General features: G+C 58.2%; 13 protein-coding genes. 10 read left to right on the top strand and 3 right to left on the bottom strand.

Going from position 1 to position 16,263, the window contains the following annotated elements:
• Positions 1 to 3 precede the first annotated feature (3 nt).
• From JMF94_RS06665 to JMF94_RS06655, 3 genes are all read right to left on the bottom strand, one after another.
• On the bottom strand, positions 4 to 612 hold the full coding sequence (locus tag JMF94_RS06665) for a class I SAM-dependent methyltransferase (RefSeq protein ID WP_240824388.1): 609 nt from the start codon (positions 610 to 612) through the stop codon (positions 4 to 6).
• A 50-nt stretch (positions 613 to 662) separates the two neighbouring features.
• On the bottom strand, positions 663 to 2,759 hold the full coding sequence (locus JMF94_RS06660; protein ID WP_240824387.1) for a TonB-dependent receptor: 2,097 nt from the start codon (positions 2,757 to 2,759) through the stop codon (positions 663 to 665).
• A 356-nt stretch (positions 2,760 to 3,115) separates the two neighbouring features.
• Positions 3,116 to 4,705, bottom strand: a complete 1,590-nt coding sequence (locus JMF94_RS06655; RefSeq protein ID WP_240824386.1) for an outer membrane homotrimeric porin — start codon at positions 4,703 to 4,705, stop codon at positions 3,116 to 3,118.
• Between the two features lie 147 nt (positions 4,706 to 4,852).
• Between JMF94_RS06655 and nikA the strand changes: the two genes are divergently transcribed.
• The 10 genes from nikA to JMF94_RS06605 all read left to right on the top strand — a co-directional run bounded on the left by nikA (position 4,853) and on the right by JMF94_RS06605 (position 16,252).
• A complete protein-coding gene (nikA, locus tag JMF94_RS06650) occupies positions 4,853 to 6,451 on the top strand; it encodes a nickel ABC transporter substrate-binding protein (protein WP_240824385.1) in 1,599 nt (532 codons plus the stop codon).
• A 65-nt stretch (positions 6,452 to 6,516) separates the two neighbouring features.
• Entirely contained in the window at positions 6,517 to 7,452 is a 936-nt protein-coding gene (gene opp1B / locus JMF94_RS06645; protein WP_240824384.1) for a nickel/cobalt ABC transporter permease, read from the top strand.
• On the top strand, positions 7,449 to 8,294 hold the full coding sequence (gene opp1C, locus JMF94_RS06640; RefSeq protein ID WP_240824383.1) for a nickel/cobalt ABC transporter permease: 846 nt from the start codon (positions 7,449 to 7,451) through the stop codon (positions 8,292 to 8,294). The genes opp1B and opp1C overlap by 4 nt, the downstream gene beginning before the upstream one ends.
• Positions 8,295 to 8,350: 56 nt before the next feature.
• Positions 8,351 to 9,166, top strand: coding sequence for an ABC transporter ATP-binding protein (locus JMF94_RS06635; protein ID WP_240824382.1), 816 nt, complete (start codon positions 8,351 to 8,353; stop codon positions 9,164 to 9,166).
• A complete protein-coding gene (locus tag JMF94_RS06630; RefSeq protein WP_240824381.1) occupies positions 9,159 to 9,917 on the top strand; it encodes a dipeptide/oligopeptide/nickel ABC transporter ATP-binding protein in 759 nt (252 codons plus the stop codon). The genes JMF94_RS06635 and JMF94_RS06630 overlap by 8 nt, the downstream gene beginning before the upstream one ends.
• Positions 9,918 to 9,951: 34 nt before the next feature.
• Positions 9,952 to 10,731, top strand: a complete 780-nt coding sequence (locus JMF94_RS06625) for a class I SAM-dependent methyltransferase (RefSeq protein ID WP_240824380.1) — start codon at positions 9,952 to 9,954, stop codon at positions 10,729 to 10,731.
• A gap of 68 nt (positions 10,732 to 10,799) precedes the next feature.
• Complete coding sequence (locus JMF94_RS06620) at positions 10,800 to 12,236, top strand: aspartate ammonia-lyase (protein ID WP_240824379.1); 1,437 nt, start codon at positions 10,800 to 10,802, stop codon at positions 12,234 to 12,236.
• Between the two features lie 39 nt (positions 12,237 to 12,275).
• Positions 12,276 to 13,508, top strand: a complete 1,233-nt coding sequence (hydF, locus tag JMF94_RS06615; protein WP_240824378.1) for a [FeFe] hydrogenase H-cluster maturation GTPase HydF — start codon at positions 12,276 to 12,278, stop codon at positions 13,506 to 13,508.
• A 374-nt stretch (positions 13,509 to 13,882) separates the two neighbouring features.
• Complete coding sequence (hydE, locus tag JMF94_RS06610; RefSeq protein ID WP_240824377.1) at positions 13,883 to 14,911, top strand: [FeFe] hydrogenase H-cluster radical SAM maturase HydE; 1,029 nt, start codon at positions 13,883 to 13,885, stop codon at positions 14,909 to 14,911.
• 84 nt (positions 14,912 to 14,995) lie between these two features.
• The gene (locus JMF94_RS06605; protein WP_240824376.1) at positions 14,996 to 16,252 is read left to right on the top strand and encodes a [FeFe] hydrogenase, group A; all 1,257 of its coding nucleotides are present in this window, start codon (positions 14,996 to 14,998) and stop codon (positions 16,250 to 16,252) included.
• Positions 16,253 to 16,263: the final 11 nt, after the last annotated feature.

The following is a 16,263-nucleotide window of genomic DNA, read 5'->3' as shown; positions in this document are numbered from 1 at the left end:
CAGCTATTTTATAGCGCAAAAGTGGAAGTGGTCTGGCCCTTCGCTGGCCTCAATGTTCGTAAAACCAGCCTCGGAAAAGATGATGCGCATGCCCGTGGGGCAGGGCAGATGATCGCCTTCAACGGCGTGGTGGCTGTCATGAAGCTGATTGAGTTTTTCACGGCCATCTATGTGCAGCACATAGGCCCGGCCAGCAGGGCGCAGAACACGATAAAATTCGCGAGCGGCGGCTTTTTTGTCTGCCACATGCGGAAAGGCCGAAAAACAGATAACCATGTCCACGCTGGCATCCGGCAGGGGCATGCATTCTGCTGCAGCCTGATATGTACGCACATGTGAAAAGCGCGCGGAAAGACATTTGAGCATTGCTGCGGAAGGGTCGAGTGCCAGGAATGACGCATCAGCCTCGGCATATTTTTGCAAAAACGGCTGTAGTACCCCTTCGCCGCAGCCCACATCCAGAATAACCCGGGCATGCGCCAGAGGCAGTCCCTGAACCAGCTGGTCAACCTGCCTGAGTTTTTCCGGCGGATAGTTGCGGGCCTCCCACCCGGTGGCGTGCGCGTTGAAAAATTCCGTTCTTTCAGCCTGTTGTGCAGGGTTGTTGCTCATGCTGCCTCCTGAAAAAGCGCCGCCCTGAACGCAAGGCGGCGCTTTACTGGTTAGAACTTGAGGTCAAAACCAACCATGACGCTTGTGCCGGGCATGTTGTAAAGCCCCCGGTTGTTGCCGGAAATCTCCATGCTGTAAGCGTAGGGCGTGTTAAAAATGTTGTTTACCGCAACAAAGACCTTGCCTTCTTCAATGTGCATGTCGTCGTAGCTGAAGGTGTAGTCCAGCCTTGCGTTGAACACGTTGATGTCGGGCAGCCGATTTATTTCATTCAGCGTGGTCACGTTGCTGGACGGTGATCTTGGATTTGCAGTACGCCCCCATGTGCCTGCGTAAACATCCTTGAGATACTGGTAATCGCCGCTGAGCTGGAAGTGGTCAAAGAACTTCCACTTGAAGCCGGTTTGCAAGGTAAAGGCAGGCGTATAAGGCATTTTGTTTGTAGTTTCGCCGTCATCGCCCTTGGCCCATGTTTTCAGCCATGTTGCGCCCACAAAGAGCTCAAGGTTGTCTGTGGGTGTGACGCTGCCAGCAAGTTCAAGTCCGTCAATTTTGTATTCAGAGGCGGAAGAGGTGAAGAAGTCGCTGGTGGGGTTGGCGTTCCCGTACATATAGGCGCGTAGCCTGTCGCGGCCGTCATCGTGAAAAACCGTGGCGCTTGCCGTGAACAGCCCCGGTTGGGTGTGGCTGAGCGACATTTCATAGTGGTCCACCACTTCGGGGCGAATATCCTTGGTATTCAGGCCGGAAGGCAGCGATGTTTTGTTGGTCAGCAGATTTTGCAGGATGACAGGGCTTGGATAGTTGACGCCCCGCGCGTAGTTGAGGCCAAGATTGGTGTTGTTGTAGCCAAGCACAAGGCCAGCCTGCGGGGCGGTCTTGTCTTCAAAAAGGTTGCTTGTGTACAGGCGCAGACCAGCGGAAGGCGTAACATGAAAGCTCTCCTTGCTGCCAAACATCTGGCTGACGGCGGCGTAGGGCGAAAACATCCTGTGCTGCGGAAATTCCCACGATGTTGTGGAATCTGTGGCATACGTCCGCTGGTCGTTGCGCAGGTCGCTGATATCAAGGTCAAAGCCGTTGACGATCTCGCTGCCTTCCCAAATGGAATAGGTTTCGCGGCCTCGCAATCCGTACAGATTGTTGGTTTGCACTGATGTGGTTTTGTTGGAATTTTCGCCGCGCAGGTAAAACAGGGTGTCGTTGTAATAGCCTTTGAGGTACCCATTGGCATTATTGTACTTATTGATGAGGCTCAGCGTGGCAAGGCTTGTCTGTGTATCATAGCGGTCTGTGGTGCGGGTATTGGTAATGGGATTGTTGGGAACCTGAGTCTGGGCATCCACACGGTTGGCCATCATACGCAATGACCAGTTGTCAGACAGGCCTATACCCATGTTGCCATAGTAACTCGCCTGGTAGGCGGCTGTGTGATCCTTGTGCCCCAGCGTGCTGACAAGGCTTTGCGCGGCGTAAATATCTACATTGTCTTTTTTTGCGCCCATGCCCACATTTTCGGCCACGGTGCCAAAGCTGCCGCCCTCTGCGCCGATGCGCAGTTCATAACCTTCCTTGGTCATGTATTTGGGAATAAAGTTCAGCATGGCATAACCGGTGCCAAAGCGCGAAGGCTGGGGATACTTATAAATTTCCATCCCCCCGAGGGCGTAGACCGGGATGCCGTCAGCCAGGGCCTGCCCGTACAACACGCCACTACGCGGCACGTCATCAAAAAAGATATTGATGTCAGGGCTGGGATGGCTTGCGCCACGCCCGCGCACATAGAGGCTCGCGCTGGTTTGCCCGCCGATGATGTTCTTTTTCTGATACATGACGCCCGGCACGTTGCGCAGGGCGTCATAAAAATCAAGGGAGTTCTGGAGGCGGATTTGCTCTTCAGTCACCACGTTGTACTGTGTGCCGAACCGCGTCTGCACAGGAACAGTGGGCGCCTGATCGGCCACGCCGAAGGTGGTTACGGCGGGCAGGTCGTAGGCTGTCAGGCTGCCCTGCGTGAGGTCTGCCTTTGGGGCAGGGGCCTCCTGGCCTCCTGTTTCGGGTGGAGTCTCTGCCGCCCAGCCCGGCTGAACGCAAAGACAGTGGCCTGCAAGCACGGCAGCCGCCACAATTGCTGAAACCTTGTTCATTACACGTCTTCCTCCTTCTTATACCTGTCGCGCGGGGTGCGCGTGGGCTTTTCGCAGGGGATTGCTGCACAATCTTTTAGTGTGCTATGTAATACAAAAAAGTGTTACAGAGTGGGCGCACGTATACAGCAAAAGGGCGCAAGGATGCCGCCCATCTTGTTGATTTATGTTATTTTTTAAAAAATTGTAGCACAAACTATAGCTTGTCTAAGGTACAGTCAAGCTTGTGATACCATGAATATCTGCAAGAATGCCCGCGTGGTATGCTGGCAAAAGAGGGGGGATTGTACCCGGCAGGGAAGCTGCTGGATCAGCCTCCCTGCCGGACTCAGTGGTATATGCTTGGCGCGGAGCCTTTAGAATTTGTAGATAAAGCTCATGTTGACGTTCCAGGCGTCCTGGGTGGTGACGCCGCCCATACGAGCGCCGCTTGTGGTGCTGTAGCCGCCCCAGACATCCTTGGACTGGTCAAGCCACAGGGCAATGTAGTTGGCTTCCACCAGAATTTTGAAGTTGTCGTACATCTGGTAGGTGGAGGTGACGCCAAATTCCGCTGCGTAGTCGCGCGAGGTCAGGTACAGGCCGTAGTAGTTGGCCGTGTTAAAGTCGCCCATGCTGCCGGGGGTTACATCGGGGCGGAACAGGGTTTGCCCGTCCACATCCTTCTGTCCCTTGATGTACTTGGCCATGGTGGGGCTGTTGGTGCCGCCAAGCAGGTTAGCGTGGAAGGTGTGCTTGAGCTTGTCCAGAAAGCTCACGTCCTTGACCCGCGCGCCCACGCCCCAGGTTCCCACAAAGGTGGAGCCAAGCAGGGTATCGCGCCCAAGGGTGAGTGTGCCAAGCGTACCAAAGCTGTCCAGCCCGTTGGTGCTTTCGTTGTTGGCTTCAATGGTGGGCATGCGCTCGGAGCCGTTTTTCACGTTGCCGTCGTCGCCGCTTGTATACCAGCCGTAGATACCGGGCACACCCCAATCCATGCTGTATTCTGCCAACAGGGAGCCGTACCAGCCCTTGCGGTTCAGGGTTTCAACGCCTGTGTCCGACTGCCCGTAGTTAAAGCTCCACGCCAGCCGGAAGGGATTCCAGGCCACGGCTTCGCCTGTCAGGCCCGCCCAGAAAATGGTGGAATAGGCATTGGCGATCTGCCGCCCGACCTTTCCGTTACTGAGGGCATAGGTGGCGGGGGCTACGCCCAGCGCGCCCGCGCCATCGTTGTTCTTGCCGTAAAAATCATTGTTCTTGCGAAAGGTGTTGCTGCCAAATGCGCCCACAAGGCCCCAGGGCGTGATGTTGACGCCTTCAAAACGCAGGGGAGCGGTAAGGCCGAAAAGATCAAAGTTGTCCAGATAGTTCTGTGGAGAATTGTCATTGCCGGCCCAGTTGTCATTGTAGGCGCGCGCCCAGAATCCTGTGAGCGAGAGGTGTTCGTTCACGGGCACGGAAACCGTTATGCCTGCGGTGTCGGCGTCAAAGGCCTGCGAGGCTTCGGTCACGTAGTCCGGCAGAAAGATACGCTGAATGCCCATGCGAACCTTTACATCGGTTTGCGGCATGGTCCAGTCAAGGTAACTGTGCTTGATCTTGATGACGTTGTTGCCGTCGGCCCCCAGAGCCGCGCCGGACTTGTTGCCGGACTGCCCCCAGTACTGGCGGCCAATTTCAAAGTATACGGTGCCGGAAAGCGCTTCTGATGCCACGGCGTCAAGCTGAAGGCGCACACGCGACTTGGCCTCGAACTGGTCTTCATTATAACGGCCCCAACCTGTGGTGCGGTTGGCCTGCACGCCATTGATAGAGCGCCCCCGTTCCATAAAATTGCCGCCGCCGCCATATTCAAAATTCATGATCCAGACGCCCTTGGTCTTGAAGTCCACAGCCTGCGCAGTGGCGGCAAGGCCCGGCAGCAAGGCTGCGGCAGCCAGAAGCGATAAAACTTTTTTCCGCATCGTTCCCCCGATAGTGACGTAAGATTTTATATGGACACGTTTTGTCAGTTCGTGCTACTGAATTTGCTTGCAACGGCGATGTTATCTTTGCAGAAAAAGTGCTACTACTGTCAACCCCTAAATCTGCCTCGCCGCATGGAGCGCGATATGCGAAAAATCGGTTTTGTACTGGCGGCCCTGATCTGCTGCCTGAACATATCCGCCTGCCAGAATGATGAAAAATCCACTGCCCAGGCGCAGCGTACCGAAATGGTCTACGCCAGCACCAAGGACATACGCATCATCAATCCCCATCTTTACTCCGGGGAAATGGCCGCCCAGAATATGGTTTTTGAGCCGCTGGTGGTGAATACCCCTGAGGGTGTGAAGCCCTGCCTTGCCGAAAGCTGGGAAATTTCGCCCGATGGCCGCGTGTACACATTCCATTTGCGCAAGGGCGTGACTTTTACTGATGGTGCGCCATTTGACGCCGCCGCCGTCAAGCTGAACATGGACGCCATTGTTGCCAACAAGCCGCGCCACGCATGGCTTGATATGGTGAACGAAATCGAGCGCAACGAAGTTGTGGACACGCACACATACAGGCTTGTGCTCAAGCACCCGTACTATCCCACCCTGGTGGAGCTGGGGCTTGTGCGGCCTTTCCGCATGATTTCACCCAACTGCTTTATCAACGGTCAGACCAAGGACGGCGTTTCCGGCTATGTGGGCACTGGCCCCTGGGTGCTGACCGAACATAAGGACAAGCAGTACGCGCTGTTTACGGCCAACAAGAATTACTGGGGCGCTCAGCCCAAGCTGCAGGCCGTGCGCTGGCGCGTCATGCCTGACCACCAGACCATCATGCTTGCCCTGCAAAAGGGTGAAATTGACCTTGTTTTTGGCGCAGACGGCGACATGCTGAACATGGACGCCTTTAACGCGCTGCAAAAAGAAGGCAAGTACGCCACCCTAATCAGCAAGCCCATTGCCTCGCGCGCTATCCTGCTCAACGCGCACCAGCCTGTGACCAAGGACCGCGCAGTGCGCATGGCCCTGCAATATGCGGTCAACAAGCAGGCCATTGTGGACGGCGTTCTGAACGGCACGGAAAGTGTGGCCGACACGCTTATTTCGTCCACTGTGCCCTATTGCGACCTTGGCCTGCCCGCGCGCGGCTATGACCCGGCAAAAGCCGCAGCCATGCTTGAGGCTGCTGGCTGGAAGCTCGGCCCCGATGGCTTGCGCGCCAAGGACGGGCAAAAGGCCATAGTGCGCCTGTATTATAATTCGCAGAACGCGCAGGAGCGCACCCTTGCCGAATACGTGCAGAGCGATCTGAAAAAGGTCGGCATAGAAATGAAGATCATCGGCGAGGAAAAGCAGGCATTTCTTGACCGTCAGCGCACTGGCGATTTTGAATTGCAATACTCGCTTTCGTGGGGAACCCCCTATGACCCGCAGTCCTATCTTTCGTCCTGGCGCATCCCCGCGCACGGCGATTATCAGGCGCAGGTGGGCATGGAACGCAAGGAATGGCTGGATAAAACCATCAGCCAGCTCATGATCGAGCCAAATGAAGCCACCCGCAAGGCCATGTACAAGGAAATTCTGACCTACGTGCATGACGAGGGCGTGTATATTCCCATTTCATACTCGCGCACCAAGGCAGTGCATTCCAAAGCATTGCAGGGCGTTGGATTCGGCGTGTCGCAGTACGAAGTACCCTTTGAAAAAATGTATTTCGAGAACACCCCCGCCCGCTAGAAAGCAGGCACAGTTCGGGGGCGCGGCTTTGCACAGCGCGAGGCCGTGCCCCATGCTCCACATATATGAAAGCATACATTCTACGCCGCCTTTTGCTGACAATCCCGCTTTTGCTGGGGATTTCCTTTGTTTCATTCGTCATCATCCAGCTCAGCCCAAGCGATCCGGCCGAGGTGGCAGTCCGCGTCAATGAGATAGTGCCCACGGATGAAGTGCTGGCGCTCACGCGTGAGCAGCTTGGTCTCAACAAGCCTTTTATGACGCGCTATGCGGACTGGATGTGCGCTGTAGCGCAGGGCGATCTGGGCAGGCGCTATGTGGACAACAAGCCCGTTGCGCAGGAGCTGGCCCGGGCGCTGCCCCCCACCTTGTGGCTGGCGCTGACGGCAACCTTGTTCATGGCGGTGTGCAGCGTGGGCATGGCTTTTTTGTGCGCCATGTATGAGGGGCGCACCGTGGATTACCTGTTGCGGAGTTTCATTTTTCTTGGCACGGCCACGCCCGGTTTCTGGGCCGGGCTACTGCTCATGTGGCTCTTTTCCGTCAAGCTCAACTGGTTGCCCACCAGCGGCATGCAGGGCGCAAGCTCGGTCATTCTGCCCGCAGCGACACTCTCCTTGTCCTATATTTCCACCTATGCGCGGCTTCTGCGTAATAGCATGGTGCTGAACAAGCAGAAGCCTTCCGTGCTCTATGCGCGGGCAAGGGGCCTCACGCGGGGCATGATCTGGCGTCATATATTTCGCAATTCCCTGCAATCCACCCTGACCGGGCTCGGTATGTCGCTGCCAAAGCTCATGGCCGGAACTTTTGTGGTAGAAACCATTTTCGCCTGGCCCGGCCTCGGCTGGCTGTGCGTCACCGCCATTTTTAACCGCGATTTCCCCGTTATTCAGGCCTATGTGCTGCTGATGGCCGTGATGTTTGTGGGCTGCAACCTGCTGGTGGACATCTTGTGCGCAGTCATTGATCCGCGCCTGCGCGCCAGGGGGCAGGCATGAGGGTATGGCGGCGGCTGCGCAACGACCCTGTGGGCATGATCTGCCTGTGCTTTCTGCTTGCCGTGGCGGCGCTTGCCCTTTGCGCGCCCCTGACGGCTCCGTGGGACCCCACGGCCATTGATATAAAAAACAAATTTGCGGCATGGTCGCTGGCGCATCCCCTTGGCACGGACCAGCTCGGCAGGGACGTATTGTCCCGGCTCATCTGGGGCGGGCGCGCCACCCTGGGCTTTTCGCTGCTCACCATGGGCATAACCCTTGTTATCGGCAGCGGATTGGGCATTGTGGCTGGTTTCTGTCGCGGCAAGGTTGACGAAACCATCATGCGCTTTTGCGATGTGATGATGTCCTTCCCCAGCGAGGTACTCATTCTGGCCATAGTGGGCATGCTTGGGCCGGGGCTTGGCAATGTGGTCATTGCCAGCGTGATTGCCAAGTGGCCCTGGTATTCGCGCATGGTTCGCTCTGTGGTCATGCAGTATACGGACGTCAATTATGTGCGCTTTGCCCGCGTGGCGGGCTGCGGCATGTGGCACATCTTCCGCAGGCATCTGCTGCCCGGCGCGCTGGGCGAAATCATTGTGCTGGCAACACTCGATACCGGGTCGGTGATCCTGTCGGTTTCGGCTTTGTCCTTTCTGGGTCTTGGCGTACAGCCGCCCACGGCGGAGTGGGGCGCCATGCTCAGCGACGCCAAGGACATCATGTCCATGTATCCGCAGCAGATGCTGCCCGCAGGGCTGACAATCCTGCTGGTTGTGGCGGCCTTCAACTTTTTGGGCGACAGCCTGCGCGATGCCATTGACCCAGCCCACACTACCCTGCAGGGAGTGAGCCTGTGAGCGCGTTCAATACAGATTGCCAAAAGCAGGAACCGTTCTGCGGCGCAGCACCCCATGTGTCCGATGTCCTTGATGTGCGCGATCTGCGCGTGGTGCAGCGCGCAAACGGGCAGGAGCTTGTGCACGGCGTGAGCTTTAGGCTTGCCGCCGGGGCCTGCCTTGGCATTGTGGGCGAAAGCGGCAGCGGCAAAACCCTGACCTGTCGCAGCATCATGGGCCTGTTGCCGCCCACGCTTGCGGGAGAGGGCACAGCTGTTTTTAATGGTATTGATCTTGTGCATGCCCCAGCGGAGCAGATGCGCCAGCTCCGGGGCAGCAAGATTGCCATGGTCTTGCAACAGCCCATGACGGCCTTTGACCCCCTGTACACCATGGGGGCGCAGTTTAGAGAAACCCTGACTGCGCATGGGGCGTACACCGCCGGGCAGGCCGATGATCTGGCCGTAACCATGTTCGGACGTGTGCGCCTTGACGCACCGCAGGAAATTTTGCGCAGCTACCCGCACGAGCTTTCGGGCGGCATGCTGCAACGCTGCATGATTGCTCTGGCATTGGCCCTTGAGCCGCAGATCATTGTTGCCGACGAACCCACCACGGCACTGGATGCGGAAACGCAGTTTGAAGTCGTGCAACGGTTTCTGGAGCTGCGGGCACAGTGCAATACCGCCATGATCTTTGTTTCGCACGATCTGGGCGTGGTGCAGCGCCTGGCAGATGCCGTGCTTGTGATGAAGGATGGCCGCTGCGTGGAATACGGCCCTGCGGAAACAGTGTTCAACGCGCCGCAGCACGAATATACGCAGTATCTCATCCGCACGAGGCTTGCGCTGACGCGGGGCTTTGAAGCCATGCTGGAGCGCGCCCATGCTTGAGGTAAGAAATATCTGCAAAAGCTATGGCAAGGGCGGATTGTGGAATCCCCAGCCCAAAACTGTTCTGCATGACGTGAGTTTTCACATCCCCGTGGGCGCGACAGTGGGGCTGGTGGGCGAGAGCGGCAGCGGCAAAAGCACGCTGAGCCGCATTGTTCTCGGGCTGGAGCGCCCAAGCAGCGGCACGGTATTGCTAGAAGGGCAGAGTGTGGGCCAGTGGCTGCGGCGCAATCCTGGCCGTATGAGCGTGGTTTTTCAGGATTACACAACCTCGGTCAATCCGGCCTACACCATCCGCAGCATCATCCGCGAGCCTTTGCTGGCCTGCGGCAGAGGCACAGGGTCGGACAGGGCAGTGCTTGCGCTGATGGAGCGCGTGGGCCTTGCCGCAAACCTTGCAGACCGCTTGCCCCATGAGGTCAGCGGCGGTCAGTTGCAGCGGGTGTGCATTGCCCGCGCCATCGCCACGGATCCCCGCTTTGTGGTCTTTGACGAGGCCATCAGCTCGCTGGATGTTTCGGTGCAGACCCGCATTCTTGACCTGCTGCGCGAGCTCAAGGGCAACATGACCTATTTTTTTATTGCGCACGACCTTCAGGCCGTGACCTATCTGTGCGATGATATCCTTTTTATGCATCAGGGCCGCATTGTGGAACAGGCCGCAGGCACAGGGCTGGCTGGCGTTTCGCACCCCTACGCGCAAAAACTGGTGAGTTCGGCAATCCTGTTTCGTTCGGCCTGGAATGGATAAGCCGCATCAAGACGTTAACAGTAAAGGAGCAGTTATGAACCGCTACGCCGCAGATACAGCCTGCGCCATCCCGGATGCCCTGCCCGTCCCCGGCCCGACGCTCACGGGCCGCATAGAAAACTACTGGTCGCGCCGGGCCGAAAGCTATGGCGAAATACGGCGTCATGAGCTTGCCTGTGAGAAAAAATCCCTGTGGCTGGCGGAAATCATGCCCCATCTGCCAGAGGCTAGGCCATTGCGCATCCTTGATGTGGGTACAGGGGCCGGATTTTTCGCCATACTGCTGGCAGAGCAGGGACATTGCGTCTGCGGCGTGGACATGACCCAGGCCATGCTGGATGAAGGCGCGGCCCTTGCCCGGAAAGCCGGGTGCGATGTGGCCTTTCAGCGCATGGACGCCTGTTGCCTTGAGTTTGAATCCGCAAGTTTTGACGCTGTGATTTCGCGCAACCTCACCTGGACACTTCAGGATGCCGCTGCCGCGTACCGGGAGTGGAACCGGGTGCTGCGGCCCGGCGGGGTGCTCCTGAATTTTGACGCTGACTACGGCTCGGTTTCTTTTCTGGATTTGGCGCATCAGCCGGGCGTTCACGCCCATGCGGGCGTAAATGACGACATGATGCTTGAATGCGAAAACATTCGCCGCCAGTTGCCGCTCAGTTCAGAATCCCGCCCGGTATGGGACGTGCAGACCCTGCGCAGCTCTGGTTTTTCAGACTGCTGGTGCGACCACGGCCTGAGCGCGCGCATCTACGCCCACCGCGATGAAACCTACAATCCTGTGCCCATGTTTGCCCTGCGGGCGATAAAGTAGCAGCCAACGGGCGGGGCTTGGTTTGAAGCTGCGGCGGAGGAAATGACCGTTGCAGGGAGGGGTGACTGATGAGCAGTTCCGGCGCGCAGGCGGGTGTTGCGCAGCTAACTACGCAGCCGTACAGGCAGGAATCGGACGCACTGGGCGCAGTGGATGTTCCCCTGTCGGCATACTGGGGCGTGCATACGGCCCGTGCGCTGGCAAATTTCCCACTTTCGGGCCGTGCCGTCAGGCCGGAGCTTGTGCGGGCGATGGCTCTCGTCAAGCTGGCCTGCTGTCGCGCCAACGAGGAGCTTGGCTATCTGCCCCAGGCCGAGGCGCAGGCCATTGCCCATGCCTGCCGCGAGGTTGCCGATGGCGGTCTGGCTCATGCCTTTGTGGTGGATGCCCTGCAAGGCGGCGCGGGAACGTCCACCAACATGAATATGAACGAGGTACTCGCCAACCGGGCCGAAGAACTGCTTGGGGGCAGCCTTGGCTCTTACGCCCGCATAGCCCCCCTGCGTCATGTGAACCTTCACCAGTCCACCAACGATGTGTACCCAACTGCGGTGAGGGTTGCCGCCCTGTTTCTGCTCAAGGATCTGGAACAGGCCATTGCCGCCCTGCAATCTGCCTTTCAGGAAAAAGAACTGGCCTTTCGTCATATTCTCAAGGTGGGCCGCACCCAGTTGCAGGATGCCGTGCCCGTGACCCTTGGCATGGAGTGTTCCGCCTGGGCGGAATGCCTCTCGCGCGACCGCTGGCGCGTGTTCAAGTGCGCAGAGCGACTGCGCGTGGTCAACCTTGGCGGCACGGCGGTGGGTACGGGCATAACCGCCCCCCGCAAATACATTTTTCTGGTGGTCGAAAAGCTGCGCGAGGTCACGGGGCTGGGCCTTTCGCGGGCAGAAAATCTGATGGACGCCACGCAGAATGTTGATCCACTGGTTGAAGTTTCTGGCATTCTTAAAGCTCATGCAGTAAATTTATTCAAAATTTGCGCTGATTTGCGCTTGCTTTCATCCGGTCCATCGGCGGGAATCGGCGAGCTTAAACTGCCTGCAAGGCAGGCTGGGTCAAGCATCATGCCGGGCAAGGTCAACCCCGTAATATGCGAGGCCGCATCACAGGCCGCTCTGCGGGTCATGGCCGATGACAGCGCCGTGACTCAGGCCGCATTTCTGGGGCAACTGGAGCTCAACGCATTCATGCCGCTGCTGGCGGATTGCCTGCTTGGCAGCATGCATCTGCTGGCGCAGGCCAATACCATGCTGGCCGATAATTGCGTGCTGGGCCTTGAGGCAGACGAAGCCGCCTGCGCCCGTCATCTTGCCAGGTCATTTGCCACGGTTACTGCGCTTGTGCCGGTGCTTGGCTATGCGCTTGCGGGCGAAATTGCCGCCCAGGCGCACAAAACAGGGCAGAGCGTGCGCGCCGTGGTGCTGGAGAGGGGCCTGATGAAGGCGGAAGATGTGGACAGCCTGCTCAGCGCAGAAGCCGCAACCGCGCTTGGACACAGGTAGGGCATCAGATGGGTAATTTACGCAACCGGAGCTTCTGGCATGAATGAAACACCCAAAAGTCTGCGCCTGCACATAGCCATCTATGGTCGGCGCAATGTTGGCAAGTCTTCCCTGCTCAACGCACTGGCGGGGCAGCAGGTTTCCATTGTTTCCGACACGCCCGGCACAACCACCGATCCTGTGGAAAAAACGCTGGAACTGTCGCCCCTCGGGCCTGTGGTATTTATTGATACTGCGGGCATTGACGATGTCGGCGCGCTGGGCGAGCTGCGCAAGGAGCGCACGCTTAAGGCCCTTGAGCGCACGGATGTTGCCCTGCTGGCCGTAGAGCCGGGGCAGTGGGGCGAGTATGAAGATTTTTTTGTAGGCCAGTTGCGTGAGCGCAAAATTCCTTTTGGTGTGGTTTTTGGCAAGTGCGATCTGGCGGCCCCTTCTGCCGGGCAGCTTGGCGGGCTGGATAAGGACGGTATCCGCTGGATGAGCGTATCCGCCATGACAGGCAAGGGCATGGGGCAGGTGCGTGAAGCTCTGGCGGCCCTTGCGCCGGAACACTGGTTTGCAGAGCCGCGCCTGCTGGGCGACCTGCTGCCGGCGGGCGAGCTGGCAGTGCTGGTGGTTCCCATCGACCTTGGCGCGCCCAAGGGGCGGCTCATACTGCCGCAGGTGCAGGCCATACGCGATATTCTCGACAGCGACGCCTCCTGCATGGTGGTGAAGGAGCGGGAACTGGTCCCTGCGCTGGCGCGGCTGAACAAAAAGCCCGCTCTCGTGGTCTGCGATTCGCAGATTGTGCTCAAGGCTGTGGCGGACACGCCGCCAGATATCCCACTGACCACATTTTCCATCCTCATGGCCCGGTTCAAGGGCGATCTGGCGGCTTTTGCCAGGGGTGCGGCTGCCATAGACCAGTTGCAGCCCGGCGATGCCGTGCTGGTGTCCGAGGCCTGCGGGCATCATCCTTCGGCGGACGACATCGGACGGGTCAAGATACCGCGCTGGCTCAGGCAATACGCCGGGGGCGACATCCGCGTGGATAATCTGGCGGGGCGGGATTTCCCCGACGATCTCAGCCCCTACAAGCTCATAATCCACTGCGGAGCCTGCACCTTCAATCGGCAGAGCATGCTTGCGCGCTTGGGGCGTGCCCATGAGCAGGGGATTCCCATGACCAACTACGGGCTGGCTATCTCGCATGTGCAGGGTGTGCTGCGCAGGGTTCTTGAGCCTTTTCCCGCTGCCCTGACGGCTTTTGACGCCGTTTCACAGGCCTGAGCGGGTAGTGCGCCTGAAATCCGGTTGCGGGCAAAACAAGCTAACTATCGTACTTAACAGATGTTAAATTGTACGTTGAGCAAGATGGTTCCTTTTTGTTAAATAAAATGTTGTTACGTAATTGACAAAAGTGTTACTAGAGAGCAATCTGCTCAAAACACTGTGCGCACATGCCGTGCTGTCATAACTATATCGGCAACGCTTGCGTGGGCGAACACAGCTGTGTGGAATCTTTTTTGGGTATTTTTTGCTTTTCCGGTGTTACTTTTTTAAATTTTGTAACACATATTTTCAGGGTATTGTACATATCGGGCTGCACACGTGCTGGTTTGGCTGGCAGTGGCGGTTCATGGCACAGGATTGGATGGTAAAGCATGCGTCGCGAAGAAATACTTGATCTCCTGTTTGCACAGCCCTTTGAGGCGGTGTGCGAACGTGCCGCCCGTGTGCTGGAAGAAGAGAAGGGTGCGCACGTGCATGTGCGCGGTCTCATAGAATTTTCAAATTCGTGCAGGCGCAACTGCCGCTATTGCGGCTTGCGCTGCGAGAACGGCAATCTGCGGCGATATACGCTCACCAGGGCGGAGATCATGGAAGCCGCCACGCGCGCCGTTGCCTTGGGTGCAGATACCATTGTGCTGCAATCGGGTGAATACGCCATTGATCCCATGTGGCTGGCCGATGTGATCGACTGCCTGCGCGGCGGGCTGAACGTGCCCGTGACCCTGAGCGTGGGCGAGCACCCGCGCGCGGCGTACGCCCTGTGGAAAGAGGCTGGCGCGGTGCGCTTTCTGCTCAAGCACGAAACCGCCGACCCACTGCTCTACGAGGCCCTGCATCCGGGGCATGTGCTGGCGGAGCGCATTGCCAGCCTGCGAATTTTGCAGCGGCTTGGCTACGAAATCGGCTCCGGTTTTATGGTGGGCCTGCCAGGTCAGAGCCTGAACACGCTGGCGGACGACATTATTCTGGCCCGCAGGCTTGGGGTTTCCATGTGCGGGGCCGGGCCGTTCATTCCGCAGCACGACACGCCGCTTGGCGCGTATCCTGCGGGCAGCGCGCAGATCGCACTGCGTGTGATGGCCGTCATGCGCATTGTCATGCCCTGGGCCAACATTCCCGCCACTACGGCACTGGCAACGGTGGACGCGCAAGGCGGGCAACGCAACGGCCTGCTGGCGGGCGGCAATGTGCTCATGCCCTCGTTTACGCCGTCAGCTTACGGCAGTCAGTACTGCATTTACGACAACAAGAACCGTGTGGACATGCTTGGCGCGCGCAAGGCCATTGAAGGGGCGGGGCGCAGCCACACCCTTGCCTGTTGGCAGGAGCCAGCGGCACAGGATGTTGTTTCAGGCCTTGTGCCCTGTGCAGCTTCTGGCGCGCCTCACGCATCGGCCTAGGGCTTAATTTACTTGCAGAATCACCGGGCGGACGCAAACGCGCCGCTGTGAACAAATCAACCTGTTACCCGCCAGGAGGCTGTAATGCCGCGCATTGAAATGGAACACATCGCGTACGAGCTCAATGTGCCCCCCCAGGGCGCGGACGGCGACAAGATGTTTTTTGTGCAGATTGATCCCGAAAAATGCATCGGCTGCGATTCCTGTCAGGAATACTGCCCCAGCGGCGCCATTTATGGCGAAACCGGCCTCACTCACAAGATTGCCCACCCCGAACCATGTATCAACTGCGCCCAGTGCCTGACCCACTGCCCCGAAATGGCCATCTATGAGGTGCAGACCTGGGTGCCGGAGCTGCAAAAGAAATTGCAGGATAAAAGCGTCAAATGTATTGCCATGCCAGCGCCTTCTGTGCGTTACGCGCTGGGCGAAGCCTTTGGCCTGGCCCCCGGCAGCGTTACAACAGGCAAAATGCTGGCAGCCCTCAAGCAGCTTGGTTTCTCCAATTGCTGGGATACGGAATTTGCTGCTGACGTGACCATCTGGGAAGAAGCCTCGGAATTTGTGGAGCGCCTCGGCGCAAAGCGCGATCTGCCGCAATTCACCTCCTGCTGTCCCGGCTGGCAAAAGTATGCGGAAACCTTCTATCCCGACCTGTTGCCGCATTTTTCATCCTGTAAATCGCCTGTGGCCATGAATGGCCGCCTTGCCAAAACCTATGGTGCAGAAAAGGCCAAGTACGACCCCAAGAGCTTGTATACTGTTTCCATCATGCCCTGCGTAGCCAAAAAATACGAAGGCTTGCGCCAGGAATATGCACAGAATGACCTGCGCGACATCGACGCCACCCTGACCACGCGCGAACTGGCCTACATGATCCGTCAGGCGGGCATTGACTTTACCAAGCTGCCCGACGGTCAGCGTGATAGCCTCATGGGCGAATCCACCGGCGGCGCGACCATCTTCGGCGTGTCTGGCGGCGTTATGGAAGCAGCCTTGCGCTACGCCTATCAGGCCGTAACCGGCAAGCGGCCGGAATCGTGGGATTTCAAGCAGGTGCGGGGCCTCAAAGGCCTGAAAGAATATACGGTAACCGTCAACGGCATTGAACTGCATCTGGCGGTTGTGCATGGGGCCAAGCGCTTTGCCCAGGTGTGCGATGAAGTGCGGGCGGGCAAATCGCCGTATCATTTCATTGAATTTATGGCCTGCCCCGGCGGGTGCGTGTGCGGCGGCGGGCAACCCATCATGCCCAATGTGCTGCAAAGCGCGGAACGCAAGGCCACAAGCCTGTTTGCCGGATTGAAGCAGCGTCTTGCCAACACCCAGCCCAAAGCCTAGAGGAGGCCGCC

The sequence above is a fragment of the Desulfovibrio sp. UIB00 genome, assembly GCF_022508225.1.
Taxonomy (GTDB): Bacteria; Desulfobacterota; Desulfovibrionia; order Desulfovibrionales; family Desulfovibrionaceae; genus Desulfovibrio.
This window is presented reverse-complemented; position numbering and strand designations above follow the sequence as displayed.